Raw genomic sequence first — 14,127 nt, forward strand, 5'->3', positions numbered from 1 at the left:
AGATAGATAATCTTAAAAACATTAATCTATTCATAATTATAACTTGAAATTTGTTAATAAATGAATTGAGAAAATTATAACCAAGAATTATAGACGGAATGTAGAAGAAATTGACCGAAATTAGGTGGAAAATAATATAAAAAAACAGCAGATGTATTATTACAATTTTGTAACAATACATCTGCTTTTTATTGACCTTAATAAGTTTAGTTAATATAATCGATTATTTCTTTCAAATCAATGACATCTTTATTGATTTCGATATCGGGGGGTGTCCCTCCAAGCGCGGTTCCAGTACCATCATAATTAAGACCCATGACGGTAGGCATTCTAAGTATCAATCCACTATTTGGCAGAGCTACCAAAACCGGTTCAATTTCTGCATTCATACCATAACCTCTGGTAGTGGTTCCCATAATTGTAGCGAATCCAGTTGATTTACAAAATTGAGCGAATGTATCTGCAGCGCCGTATACTTTTTTATCTTGCAATAGGAAAATTTTACCTTCATATCCTACTGAATCCTTCGGTTCAACAGTAATATCAAATCTTTTATAATTCTTAAATTTATCTCTAACATAACTTTGTACATTCAATTCAAGAGGGAGTTCCCCGATAGGGAACTCATCACCGAAAGTTATGTACCGATGTTTATTCTTATACGCATAGTCAAGGAAGTCTTTGAATGTATCGTCCTTTTTGGCAATACGTCCAGAAACTGAATTCTCAGAACTTATAAGTGGAGCAACAAGATTATCTATCCAATAGGAATTTAATCCGTCTTTTACATTTGTAATATCTATTACAAGATTTTTATAAGTATTAATCGAGTTTAGAAAATCCATAATACTTTTACCGTCGTTAGCTTTATGTCTTTCATCAAAACTCTTAACTTTAATATATGCAAGTTGTCCCACAATGGGGGTATCCAGAATTAGATTGGATCCCGCGGTGTTTGACGATTTTTCGGTAATCAGATTATCGATTTCTTCTGTCGATAGTACATTATATCTGCTTTTCACTGATTCTAAATTTAACGGTTTCAGCCATTGAGTATTTTTTTCTGCATTATACTTAGTCAAAAGGTAGTTGTAAAAGTCGTAATTAAGGATATGCGTTTGCTCATCGTTTAACTGGGAAACAAATTGGGTGATTGCATCGATAAACTGTTGATCTTTTTGGCTATCGGTAATTTTTTTCTTATAGGTCTCGGTTACTTTTTTCCAATCTATCTGTTTTTTACTTACATTTTCATCATAGTAAGGATGTGAATTTAGTATTAGATTGTTGACGAACTCAAAATCTTCTAATTTACTTTTTGGGCTCAATTGTCCATCAGGATTTAATTTGTTCTGTTCTGAAGTATCGGTTTCCACAGCAGTATTATCTTTCGAAGTGCTACCTGATGATGCTCTTTTAAATAGAGCTTTGACGCCTGTAAATAGTATAAAAATGATTAATAATAACACAATAATACTAATAATTAGCCTGGTGTAGTTAATCCTAACTTTTCTGCGCCTTCTATTTTTTCTAGGTTTATCCATAAAGACCTCCAAACATCATGCTATATTTATTCTCTATTTAACACAATTATATCATAAATTACTTCGTAGTACCTAGTAATCATATATTTAATGTGATTAATTTCAGTTATTGGGTATATTAAAAATAGTGGACAATAATATTATACGAGGGGAATTAAATATGAACAATGTTTTATTAATAAATAAATGTAATCCTGATGAAAGGCATAATGAAATCTTGAGCTTGACAGTAATAATCGGTGAAATGCATAAACAAACGACCTGCGACAGAGTAGTCGCAGCGCTTGAAAAAATGGAGTTTATAGATATTAGTAAATTAATACTTAAATACAATGGAATAGTAGTTGATGTGAATGTGGAAAATATCCCAAAATTACTACTATCTTTATTAAATAATGACTTAAAGATATATAGCGTATATGAGTTATATGAGTAATTGTTTAATATTGTATTTTTTGGGTAAATAAATATATGTGTTAAGAATAATAAATATTAATTTAAATTAGGAGGATTATATGGATAAAAAACTATTTGAAAATTTAGATGAACAAATGAACATGGAGTATGAGTCTGCTTATATATACAAAGCTATGGCTGCATATGCTGCTGAAGAAGATTGGACAGGTTCTGAACACTGGTTTAACGAGCAAGCGAGAGAAGAGATAATGCATGCTGAAAAATTTAGAAACTTCTTACACGATAAGGGTTTCAAAATAAGTTTTAAAGGTATGCAAGCTGCAAAGACCGATTACAAATCTCTATTGGAGGCATTCCAAGCCGCTCTTGAGCATGAACAATTAATCACAAACAATATCAAAAAATTATACAAAGAAGCTGTTGAAAAAGAAGATTATGAGGTACAAGTTTTCCTTAACTGGTTTATAGAGGAACAAGTTGAAGAGGAAGCAAATGTTGGCTCAGTTGTAGCAAGACTTGAAAAAATAGGTGACAGCACTAACGGATTGTTCATGATGGACAAAGCCTTAGGAAAAAGAGAAGATTAGTAATTTAAAGCACCGCTTAAGTGGTGCTTTTCTTATGAAAATAATCCGTAAACTATAGATAAAAATTAACGAAATCTATTAAAAGGTCAATTAAATTTGTAAATTGAAAAAAATAACTCAATATGCTATAATGATATCGGGTATAATTAAATATAAGGGGGTAAATTTATGAACGCAATGACGCAAGCTAATTTAAGATCAGCATATGGTGGAGAATCTCAAGCAAGAACTAGGTATAATATCTGGGGAGATATTGCAAAAAAAGACGGTTTTCCAAATGTAGCAAGATTATTCCATGCTACATCAGATGCTGAGAAAATACACGCAACACTTCACTTCAAAGCTCTTAAGGATGTAAAAGGTGATTTTGATGTTCTTTCTGGAGCAGGATTTGGAATTGGACCAACTTCAGAAAATTTACAAGGAGCTATTGATGGTGAAACTTTTGAGTTCACTCAAATGTATCCGGCGTACATAGCAATTGCAGAAATGCAAAATGAAAAAACTGCAGTTCAAGCTATGAGATATGCAGTAGAAGCAGAAAAGGTTCATGCTAAGTTATTTACTCAGGCTAAGGAAAGAGTTGATGCAGGCTCGGATCTGGATGCTGAAACAGTATTACTTTGCCCTGTTTGCGGTTTTATTTCCTTAACAGGTGAAGAAGATTTCTGTCCATTATGTAATGCAAAGAAAGAGCTATTTGTGGCTTATTAAAAAATGAGAGATTAGATCCTTAAGACAGGAGATTTCCTGTCTTAAGGATAATATAACTAACTCTTATTCATAGAAAACAAGGATGTGTATATATGATAGAGGAAAAGGTTACCCTAAACAATGAGATAGGTTTACACGCGAGACCAGCGTCGAAGTTTATCCGAGAATCAATAAAATACAAAAGTACTATTGAAGTTGTTAAAGGGGAAAAGATTTATAATGCAAAGAGTATAATGGGAGTCCTTAGTATGGGAGCTGTAAAAAACGACACCATTATTATTCGTGCAAATGGAGATGATGAAGAAGAAGCAGTTAAAAATCTAGTTAGATTAATCCAATTTGAATTAGGTGATTAAGATAATAAGAATTTGCCGGATATATATAAAATTAAGTTTGGAAGTATGAACCGTCTGCCGATTGGTAATTGGGTGACGGTTTTTTGCGTGAGATTAAAAATTATGACTTTTATATTTTTATATGATAAAATAGACATGAATGGAGTGAGTATTCATGCAAAGATCTGATTCAAACAGACGTAGAAGGCGAAAACCGGTGAAAGGATACAAGATAAATTATCCAAGACTCATAATTTCCTTAATGATTACTATGATTATATTATGGGGCAGCTTCAAGATTGTTTCGGGAGCTGTTGGTTTTGTTGTGCGTACTGTTAAAGGAGCAGGTAATAAGGTTGAAATCACTGTTGAAAACAAAGACATTAATATAGAGATAAATAATAAAGAACAAGAATACATAAACAAACCGGAAGAATCGGAAAAAAAAGCGGAACCTGAAAAGACGGAAGCGAAATCTGAGAAAACAGTTAAAAGGCCTGAAGAGACTAAAAGTATTACTATAGCTGCAACCGGAGATGTATTGTATCATTTTGGAATGATCAATGCAGGATATAATGCCGCTACGGAAGCTTATGATTTTACCGATCATTATGAGAAAGTAAAAGATTTAATATCGGGGGCCGATTTAGCTTTGGCAAACTTTGAAGGTACTATGGCTCAAGAACTATTGCCACTAGCAGCGTATCCTCTTTTTAATGCCCCTGATGCAGTAGCCACTGCTCTGTCCTATGCAGGGTTTGATGCACTTTGTACAGCGAATAATCACTGTTTGGATTCAGGAGTAGAGGGTATTGAATCTACGATTAATGCTATTAATTTTAATAATATGAAACATTTTGGTACTAAAAAACAACCCGGTGACAATCTCCTTGTAATCGAAAAAAATGGAATCAAGATCGGTTTACTTGCATATTCAGAGCTTTTTAACGGCTTAGATGAAAACCTATCAGAAGAGAATTCTTATATGATAAGTAGAATGGATTTAAATGTAATTGAATCCGATATTAAAAGTGCAAAGCAGAGTGGATGCGATTTGGTAGCTGTATACGCTCATTGGGGACATGAATATGTATTTGAACAAACACAAACTCAAACAGATGTAGCCCATATGATGATAGAATGGGGTGCTGATTTAATACTTGGAAGTCATCCTCATGTACTTCAAAAAACCGAGATAGTAAAACATGAAGGATTGGATAAGTTTATTATTTATTCAATGGGAAATGCTATATCTAATCAAAGACGTGAAACAATAGATAATAAATATACCGAGACAGGTGTGATACTTAAATTCAGTATTGAAAAAAACAATGAGAATACATTAATAAAATCTGTAGAAATGTATCCTACCTGGGTTAACTCATTTTTGGATGTGAACGGTAATAGAAAATTCGAGTTACTAAATACTCAAGATTTTATAGAAGGTGGAAAGTACAGAGATACTGTGAATGAAGAAACTCTTGAAAGAATTTTGGATGCGAGAGATTATGCATTGAAAATCCTAAATGGAGAGTCATATCCACAGACTGGAAATTGATGAAAAGCATAATGGATAAAAAAGAGATGATTATGAGGTAATTTATGGAGAGAATTATAACATATGCACAGAATATAAGGCTTGCAGATGTAGTAGATATAATGATTGTCGCCTTTATAATATATAAACTGATGATGCTCATAAGAGAAACAAGAGCTGAACAACTTATAAGGGGTATAATAGCGCTTTTAATATTTACTGTTATTACCAAAAGGTTAAACTTATATACAATTCAATGGATTATTAATAATATACTATTCTATGGGGTAGTTTCACTATTAATAGTCTTTCAACCTGAGCTTAGAAGAGGTCTAGAGTACATAGGAAGATCTAACTTTCTAAGCAAACCCATCGTGGAGATAAAAGGTGAACAAATAAGTAAGTTGACCAGTGAAGTGTCTACAGCTATTTCTTCACTAGCCAGACAAAAAATAGGTGCATTAATTGTACTCGAGAGGAATACAGGATTAAATGAGATTATTGAGTCCGGTACTAAACTGGATGCAGATGTATCAAGTGAACTCCTAATCAATATATTCATACCCAATACACCTCTTCATGACGGAGCCGTAATAATCAGAGGAGATAAGATAAGAGCAGCAGCTTGTTTTCTGCCTCTTACTGAAAACATAACGCTATCAAAGGAGCTCGGTACTAGACATAGAGCCGCTTTAGGGATATCAGAGAGATCTGATGCATTGGCGATCATAGTGTCCGAGGAAACCGGAGCTGTGTCGATTGCTGAAAGTGGAAAGATTACCAGATACGTAGATGATGAAACCTTAAAGGTAATTCTTCAGGGAGTATTTGCTACTGAAGATATCAGAATATTCTCGCTATGGAGGAGTAAGGATGATAAAAATTAAAGACAATCTTAGACTAAAACTATTTTCTGTCATCCTGGCCATATTACTTTGGAGTTTTGTCATTGGATACGAAAATCCTACAATAAAAACACAGTATTCAAATATACCAATAGTTTTAAAAAATATAGACAAGGTAGAAGAAAAAGGTCTTACTATTGGAGGGGATAAGGAATCGACCGTAAACGTAACTCTTAGAGGTCAGACAAATAGTTTTATCAATGTCAAAGCTTCGGATATTAAAGCAGAAGTAGATTTAAGTCAATACGATGAGAATGATAAAATATTTCCTATAAAGTTTAATGTTCCACAAGGATTAAATATAATAGATAAATCAACAGCTACTGCACCTATAACGCTTGAGAAGATAAAATCAAAAGAGATTAAGGTTGAGGTTAAGTTGGAGGGCAAACCTTCAGCTGAGAATCAGGTAATTGAGGTTGCGGCACATCAACCTGAAACCATTGTGGTCGAAGGAGCCGAATCGTTAATCCAATCCGTTGACAAGGCAGTGGCATCGGTGGATAGCAGTGAAATAACCAATGAAACCAACAGAAACATACCTCTAATGGTATTAAACTCTGCCGGCGAACAGGTTATGGGAATAACTCAGACTCATGCATATGTGAATGTAACATTTGATGTAAATATTATTAAGAAAGTACCTATAAAACTCGAGACGGTAAATGAATTTGCAGAGGGGATTACGGAAATTACAAAAGAGTTAAGCCAGACTGATGTCAGTGTCAGAGGTACACCTGATGTAATGAGTAAGATAGATTCTATTAAAACACATCCACTCGACTTAAGTACTGTACTGACTGACGGAAAATACGATCTGACTTTAGATTTGCCTGAAGGAGTCAGACTGACAAGCGATCAAATTAAAGTCGATGTTAAGTATATTTTAGACACGATAATAAAAAAAGAGGTTAGTATTGATATAGATAAAATTGAGTTTAAGAAGAAGCCGCAGGCTGCGATAATCAAAGTATTAAATGAACAAAAAACAATCACTGTCGAGCTAAACGGATTGAAATCTAAAGTAAATCCATTAAATCATGAAGCACTAAAGCCTTATGTTGATTTAACGGGAGCTGGATTAGGAACTCATGAACTAGAGCTGAAATTTGAAAATATCAACGATGTTTCGATTGAAAACATCAATCCTCAAACTATAAGGCTTACCATAAGTCCGCCAGAAGGATTATAGAATGGCAGATATTTTAGATTTAAAGTCATTCAAAAATCAAATTCCAAGTTATGTCATGCTATGTATAGATAAATTAATGCACTCGGGTTATGAAGTTTTTATCGTTGGAGGAGCTATTAGAAACTATCTTTTAAACAGAGATGTTTCTGATTATGATCTATGTACAAATGCAAATCCAAATGATATTTTAGAAGTGTTCAAAGATTTCAAAACGATAAAAACAGGTATGGAATTTGGAACGGTAATGGTTATTATAGATAAAAACCAAATTGAAATAACCAGCTACAGGATAGAAAAGGGATACATTGATGGGAGAAGACCCAGTGATGTCGTGTTTTCTAATAGTTTAAGAGATGATTTAAAAAGACGTGATTTTACTATAAATGCTATGGCTTATAATCCATATACGGGACTGGTCGATGAATTTGAAGGTTTAAGGGATTTAAAAATGGGTATTATAAGAGCTGTCGGAGATCCTGATAGTAGACTGAGTGAAGATTATTTAAGGATACTCAGAGCAATAAGACTTGCGACTGAATTGGATTTTGAGCTTGATGAAAAGCTTCATTCTTCTATTAAAACTCATAGTGAAGGACTTAAAAAAATAAGTAAAGAGAGAATTGCTCAGGAACTGATAAGGATACTAATGTCAGAAACTCCTTCTAAGGGGTTTAGGATGATGGCATCTACCGGCGTTTTAAGGGTTATCTCTATTGATATTGACAGAATGGTAGGTTTTAATCAAGAGAGTAGTTTTCATGACTATGATCTTTTTGAGCATTCGATTAGAGTCATGGATAATACAGAGCCAATCCTAAGTCTTAGATTGGCTGCAATACTACATGATATTGGAAAACCCGAAACTAAACATATAGATGAAACTGGAGAAGGCAGGTATTTTGGGCATCAAAATATCTCTGCCGAATTGGCCGAGAACTTTCTTAGAGAATATAGATTTTCCAATCAGACCACTGACCTTGTAGTAAAATTGGTACAAAGGCATATGGATTGCGTTAATGAGTACACTCCTAAGTCTGTAAAAAAACTCATTTCCAGGATGGGGAAAGATGTGTACAAACTTTTTGACCTACAAATAGCAGATATCCTATCTACCAATCATGAGGAAGGCATTAAAAATGTCCTCAATGGACGAAAACTCGCAGATAGCATAATCAGCGAGGAAAAACCGGTGGATGAAAGGGGACTTGCCATTGATGGGCGAGATTTATTGGCCATTGGATATGAGCAAGGGAAAAAGATTGGAGAAACACTTAGGATTCTAACAGATATGGTTCTGGAAGATGATAATTTGAATAAGAAAGAGATCTTAATAGAAAAAGCAAAGAATTTATTATAAGTGGAGGTTACATGAGGAAATTATTTGGAACAGATGGAATAAGGGGTGTAGCAAATGTAGAAATAACCCCGGAATTAGCATATAAAGTTGGAAGAGCAGCAGCATACAAACTAAAGAGCAATGGTAAAAATGAAATTGTAATAGGTAGAGATACGCGAATCTCGGGGGATATGATACAATCTGCTTTGACTTCAGGGATACTTTCAATAGGAGTTGATGTAGTTGACGTTGGTATTATCCCTACACCGGCTATTGCTTATTTAACTAGATATTTTAATGCTATTGCAGGGATTGTAATATCGGCATCTCATAATCCGGGAGAGTTTAACGGAATTAAGTTCTTTTCATCAGAAGGCTATAAACTTCCTGATGAAGTGGAAATGAAAATAGAAAAGTTAATCGAAAATATTGATGAATTAGATGAATTTCCAACAGGTGGAGAAATTGGAAAGTTAAGACATGATTTTAATGCTGTTAGGGAATATATAGACTTTATTAAATCGAGATTCGAGATGAAATTAAACGGATTAAAGATAGTGATAGATTGTGGACATGGAGCAACTTTAACTGTTGCAAATCAGCTGTTTACGGAGATGGGAGCAGAGATATTCGTCTACAATGACGACTATAATGGAATGGATATAAATGATAAATGCGGGTCTACTAATCCTAAGTTGACTCAAGATGCCGTCTTAAAACATGGTGCGGATATAGGACTATCATTTGACGGAGATGGCGATAGATTGATTGCAGTAGATGAAAAGGGCAGGATTATGGATGGAGACCATTTTCTTGCTGCAGTTGGAACATATATGCTAAATCAAGGTAAACTTCCCAATAATACTATTGTAGGTACCGTTATGAGAAATATCGGCCTTTGTGAATATGCGGATAAAATCGGTTTAAATGTGCTGACAACAGATGTTGGAGACAGATATGTTTTGGAGAAGATGATAGAAGGTGGATATACCTTGGGTGGAGAACAATCGGGTCACTTTATATTCTTACAAGATAATACTACAGGAGATGGAATATTATCCGCTTTAAAATTAATAGAGACTATGATAAAAGAAGAGAAACCACTATCTGAGCTTAATGATTACATGGTGACTTATCCGCAAGTTCTAAGAAACGCTAAAGTAAGCAATGAATCCAAGCATAGATATTCAGAAGATGAGGTAATTTCAGAAGCTATAAGCAAGTTTGAGGAGAAATTTAAGAACAGTGGTAGAGTACTAATAAGACCTTCCGGAACTGAACCGCTTGTTAGAGTAATGGTAGAAGGAAAAGATATAGATCTACTTGAAAAAGAATCAGAGGCACTCGTAAAATTAATTGAAGAAAGATTAAATTAGGAGGTCAATATGAGAATAAATCTAATTACCGATTCTGCTTGCGAACTTTCGGAAAGCATGCAGAAAGCAACCAATAGATTATTAATACCTTTTTCTATTAATATTGGAGACAAGAGCTATGTAGATGACGGTAGTATTGATTTGCCGGAGATGAGAAAAGTAATGAAGGAATATGACGGAGTTCCAAAGACTGCAGCACCTAGTCCATATGATTTTTTAAATGCATTTGAGAAAGGTGCCGAGTCGTTTGCTGTTACTATCTCATCCAGCTTAAGTGCAACTTATAGCAATGCTATGCTGGCTAAGAAAATGGCAGAAGAAAAGGGAAACAGGCTTATCCATGTGTTTGACTCTAAATCCGCTGTCTGTGGGGAAACTATAATAGTTCACAAGATTAAGGAATTAATAGATCTTGGACTTCAGTTTAATGAAATAGTTGAAAAAGTAGAATCATTTATAGAGACGAGTCGTACTGTATTTGTACTTGAATCACTGGATAATCTCATGAAAAATGGAAGGATGTCAAAATTAGCAGGTTTTTTTGCTAATGTGTTATCTATAAAACCCGTCTTGACTGCAGATGAGAATGGTGAGATTAAATTAGTCGAAAAGACAAGGGGACTAAAAAAAGCTCATTCTAAACTTGTTGAATTGATTGGAAATGATAAAGAGCTATTAAAAGAAAGATTATTGGTAATCACTCATTGTAATGCTGCAAAGGCTGCTGAAAATATAAAAGATGAAATAGTATCTTTATATAATCCTAAGGAAGTTCAGATCCTTGAAACCGGTGGACTTTCTACAATCTATGCTGACAATGGCGGTATAGTAATAGCTTATTAGTATTTATTATTGTTTTATTGAAAAATATGATATAATGATTAGATGTGAAGATTAATCTTGGAGGTATCGAAATGAAGGTAGAATTAAAATCAAAGGAAAATAGTAAAGCTGTATTTACAATAGAAATTGGGACAGAAGAATTTAAAGAGGCTATTCAAAAAGCGTATCAACAAAACAAGCATATGTTCAATATCCCTGGATTCAGAAAAGGGAAAGCACCTAGACAAGTTATAGAATCCAACTATGGAAAAGACGTATTTTATGAAGATGCTGTAAATGTTGTATTGGGTGATAAATATGAGCCTGCACTAAAGGAGCTTGAGCTTGAGCCTATAGATTATCCTAAAGTAGATATTTTAGACGAAATCAGCACTGAAAAACCATTTAATGTAGAATTTACTGTAGAACTTAGACCGGTTGCAGAACTAGGTAATTACAAAGATATTAAAATCGATATAACTAAACCAGAAGTAACAGAAGAAATGGTTAATGCTGAAATAGATAAAGAAAGAGAAAGTAATTCAAGACTCGTAAATATTACAGATAGAGCATCAGAAGACGGAGATACTCTAAATATAGATTTTGAGGGTTTTGTTGACGATGAACCGTTTGAAGGCGGCAAAGCAGAAGCTTATGATTTAGTTTTAGGGTCAAAAACTTTTATTCCGGGTTTTGAAGAACAATTAATCGGTGTTAAACCTGAAGATGAAGTTGAAGTTAAGGTTACATTCCCGGAAGATTATCATGAGAACCTTAAAGATAAGGATGCCGTTTTCAAGGTAGTAGTAAATAGTATTAAGAGAAAAGAACTTCCTGAGCTTGACGATGATTTTGCTATGGATGTTTCTGAATTTGATACCCTTGATGAATATAAAAATAATCTTAGAGCAAAACTAGAAGAGGCTAATGAACAACACTTTAAACAAAGTAAAATAAACAAAGCTGTTAATGCTCTAGCAGAGATTACCGAGGTAGAAGTACCTGAGGTAATGGTTGAAGATCAGATAAAAAAGGATTTCGAAGATTTTACTCATAGAATAGCACAAATGGGTATTGATATAGACACCTACTACTCAATAGTTCAAACTGACGAAGAGTCTGTAAAAGAAGAATTGAGAGAGCCTGCTAAAAACAGAGTAAAAACAGATTTAGCTTTAGAGGCTTTTGCAAAAGCTGAGAATGTTGAAGTAAGTGATGAAGAAATCGACAATGAACTAAGAGAACTAGCAAAAGTTTATGCTGAAAAAGATATAGAAAAATTCGTATCAGATTATAAAGAAAACAACGACTTATATGGAATTACAGAGTTTATTAGAAACAGAAAAACTCTAGATAAACTTGCTGAAATAGTTGAATTTAACATCGTAGAAGAAGTAGAAGAAGAAGCAGAGGAAGTAGAAGAAACTGTTTCTGAATAATGTTAAATATGTAAAATAAGAGGAGGTATAATATGGTAATGGTGCCTATAGTTGTCGAGCAGACAAATAGGGGTGAAAGGTCATACGATATATATTCCCGACTTCTCAAAGAGAGAATAATATTTTTAAGTGGTCCGATAGATGACAATGTTGCGAATCTCGTAGTTGCACAGTTATTGTTTCTAGTTGCAGAAGATCCGACTAAAGATATCAATATATACATTAATTCACCTGGTGGTTCAGTAAGTGCCGGTCTTGCAATATACGACACTATGCAATATATTAAATGTGATGTCAGCACTATTTGCATTGGTCAAGCTGCAAGCATGGGAGCATTTTTATTGGCAGCCGGTACTAAAGGAAAGAGATACTCTCTACCAAATGCTGATATAATGATACATCAGCCACTTGGAGGAGCTCAGGGGCAAGCAGAAGATATTAAAATTCAAGCTGAAAAAATATTAAAAGTAAGAGCTTTAATAAATAAGATACTGGCAGAGAAAACAGGTCAAACTCTTAAGAGGATAGAAAAAGATACAGATAGAGACTTTTATATGACAGCAGAGGAAGCAGTAAAATACGGGTTAATTGATGAAGTTATAGAAAAATCTGCTTAATTTAGGAGGAATTAATGGCAAAGTATGAAGAAAAGAGAATAGAATGTTCTTTTTGCGGAAAAAGCCAAGATGAAGTACAAAGACTGATAGCTGGACCTAATGTCTATATATGTGATGAATGTATAAGGCTTTGTACTGAAATAATTGATGAAGAAGATGAAATACTGGAAAAAGTTTTTGATGAAATGCCAAAGCCGGTTGAAATTAAAAGGATACTTGACGAGTATATAATTCAACAAGATTCATGTAAAAAAGCACTGGCTGTAGCTGTATATAATCACTATAAGAGAATAAACTCCGATATAAAGTCAAATGTGGAATTACAAAAGAGTAATGTCCTGTTAATAGGACCTACAGGATCGGGTAAAACCTTATTGGCTCAGACTCTTGCAAAAATACTGGATGTACCTTTTGCAATAGCTGACGCCACATCTCTAACAGAAGCCGGTTATGTCGGTGAGGATGTTGAGAATGTAATTTTAAAACTGGTACAAGCTGCTGATTATGATATTGAAAGAGCAGAACAGGGCATAATCTACATCGATGAGATAGATAAAATCACTAGAAAATCTTCAAATCCGTCTATTACCAGAGATGTAAGTGGTGAAGGAGTACAACAAGCTCTTCTTAAAATAATAGAGGGCATGGTTGCGAATGTTCCACCACAAGGAGGTAGAAAACATCCTCAACAAGAGTATTTGCAAGTAGACACGAGCAATATTCTGTTTATAGTGGGTGGTGCTTTTGAAGGTATAGAAAAAATCATTGAAACAAGAACCGAGACTACTTCAATTGGTTTTGGAGCAGATATTAGAGACAACAAGATTTCAAAATATTCTGAACTAATTAAGGATATAAGACCGGAAGATATTCTAAAATACGGTATGATTCCTGAATTCGTAGGAAGGATACCCGTTATAGTTGCACTTGAGGAGCTGGATGAGAATTCGCTTATAAGAATTTTAACAGAGCCTAAAAATGCTATTATCAGCCAATACAAGGAACTTTTCCTAATGGATGGTTGTGAACTGGTATTTGAAGAAGGTGCTTTAAAGGCCATAGCAAAAAAAGCATATGCAAGGAAAACCGGTGCGAGAGGTTTAAGATCTATTATTGAAGAAATTCTTATGGATATAATGTTTGAACTCCCATCTATGGAGAATGTTAAAAAGTGCTATATCACGGAAGATACGGTTACTAAAGGCAAAGAACCTACTTTAGTTATTGAGAGCGAAACCCAAACTGAGGTTTCATAAGGACTGACTTACCCACCTAAGAGGTGGGTAAGTCTTTTAAAAAGGAGGTA

14 protein-coding genes are annotated in these 14,127 nt (G+C 34.1%); 13 read left to right on the forward strand and 1 reads right to left on the reverse strand.

Going from position 1 to position 14,127, the window contains the following annotated elements; translation table 11 throughout:
- Window positions 1-206 precede the first annotated feature (206 nt).
- Window positions 207-1,544 (reverse strand): S41 family peptidase, encoded by a 1,338-nt coding sequence (locus VZL98_03650; GenBank protein WVH64065.1) that lies wholly within the window; start codon window positions 1,542-1,544, stop codon window positions 207-209.
- A 160-nt stretch (window positions 1,545-1,704) separates the two neighbouring features.
- Between VZL98_03650 and VZL98_03655 the strand changes: the two genes are divergently transcribed.
- The 13 genes from VZL98_03655 (at window position 1,705) to clpX (ending at window position 14,077) form a co-directional block, all read left to right on the forward strand.
- Window positions 1,705-1,980 (forward strand): hypothetical protein, encoded by a 276-nt coding sequence (locus VZL98_03655; GenBank protein WVH64066.1) that lies wholly within the window; start codon window positions 1,705-1,707, stop codon window positions 1,978-1,980.
- A 79-nt stretch (window positions 1,981-2,059) separates the two neighbouring features.
- Window positions 2,060-2,548, forward strand: coding sequence for a ferritin (locus VZL98_03660; protein WVH64067.1), 489 nt, complete (start codon window positions 2,060-2,062; stop codon window positions 2,546-2,548).
- 168 nt (window positions 2,549-2,716) lie between these two features.
- Window positions 2,717-3,262: a ferritin family protein gene (locus VZL98_03665; protein ID WVH64068.1), complete on the forward strand. Its 546-nt coding sequence runs from the start codon at window positions 2,717-2,719 to the stop codon at window positions 3,260-3,262.
- Between the two features lie 92 nt (window positions 3,263-3,354).
- On the forward strand, window positions 3,355-3,618 hold the full coding sequence (locus VZL98_03670) for an HPr family phosphocarrier protein (protein ID WVH64069.1): 264 nt from the start codon (window positions 3,355-3,357) through the stop codon (window positions 3,616-3,618).
- A gap of 154 nt (window positions 3,619-3,772) precedes the next feature.
- On the forward strand, window positions 3,773-5,155 hold the full coding sequence (locus VZL98_03675; protein ID WVH64070.1) for a CapA family protein: 1,383 nt from the start codon (window positions 3,773-3,775) through the stop codon (window positions 5,153-5,155).
- A gap of 44 nt (window positions 5,156-5,199) precedes the next feature.
- Entirely contained in the window at window positions 5,200-6,021 is an 822-nt protein-coding gene (cdaA, locus tag VZL98_03680) for a diadenylate cyclase CdaA (GenBank protein WVH64071.1), read from the forward strand.
- Entirely contained in the window at window positions 6,008-7,231 is a 1,224-nt protein-coding gene (locus VZL98_03685) for a CdaR family protein (GenBank protein WVH64072.1), read from the forward strand. The genes cdaA and VZL98_03685 overlap by 14 nt, the downstream gene beginning before the upstream one ends.
- Window position 7,232: 1 nt before the next feature.
- Window positions 7,233-8,588, forward strand: coding sequence for an HD domain-containing protein (locus tag VZL98_03690; protein ID WVH64073.1), 1,356 nt, complete (start codon window positions 7,233-7,235; stop codon window positions 8,586-8,588).
- Between the two features lie 11 nt (window positions 8,589-8,599).
- Window positions 8,600-9,943 (forward strand): phosphoglucosamine mutase, encoded by a 1,344-nt coding sequence (glmM, locus tag VZL98_03695; protein WVH64074.1) that lies wholly within the window; start codon window positions 8,600-8,602, stop codon window positions 9,941-9,943.
- 9 nt (window positions 9,944-9,952) lie between these two features.
- Window positions 9,953-10,786 (forward strand): DegV family protein, encoded by an 834-nt coding sequence (locus tag VZL98_03700; GenBank protein ID WVH64075.1) that lies wholly within the window; start codon window positions 9,953-9,955, stop codon window positions 10,784-10,786.
- A gap of 71 nt (window positions 10,787-10,857) precedes the next feature.
- Complete coding sequence (tig, locus tag VZL98_03705; protein WVH64076.1) at window positions 10,858-12,204, forward strand: trigger factor; 1,347 nt, start codon at window positions 10,858-10,860, stop codon at window positions 12,202-12,204.
- A gap of 32 nt (window positions 12,205-12,236) precedes the next feature.
- On the forward strand, window positions 12,237-12,821 hold the full coding sequence (clpP, locus tag VZL98_03710; GenBank protein WVH64077.1) for an ATP-dependent Clp endopeptidase proteolytic subunit ClpP: 585 nt from the start codon (window positions 12,237-12,239) through the stop codon (window positions 12,819-12,821).
- Window positions 12,822-12,835: 14 nt separating this feature from the next.
- Window positions 12,836-14,077, forward strand: coding sequence for an ATP-dependent Clp protease ATP-binding subunit ClpX (gene clpX, locus VZL98_03715; GenBank protein WVH64078.1), 1,242 nt, complete (start codon window positions 12,836-12,838; stop codon window positions 14,075-14,077).
- The last annotated feature ends 50 nt before the right edge of the window (window positions 14,078-14,127 follow it).

This window comes from Peptoniphilaceae bacterium AMB_02 (genome assembly GCA_036321625.1).
GTDB classification, from domain to species: Bacteria; Bacillota; Clostridia; order Tissierellales; family Peptoniphilaceae; genus Microaceticoccus; species Microaceticoccus formicicus.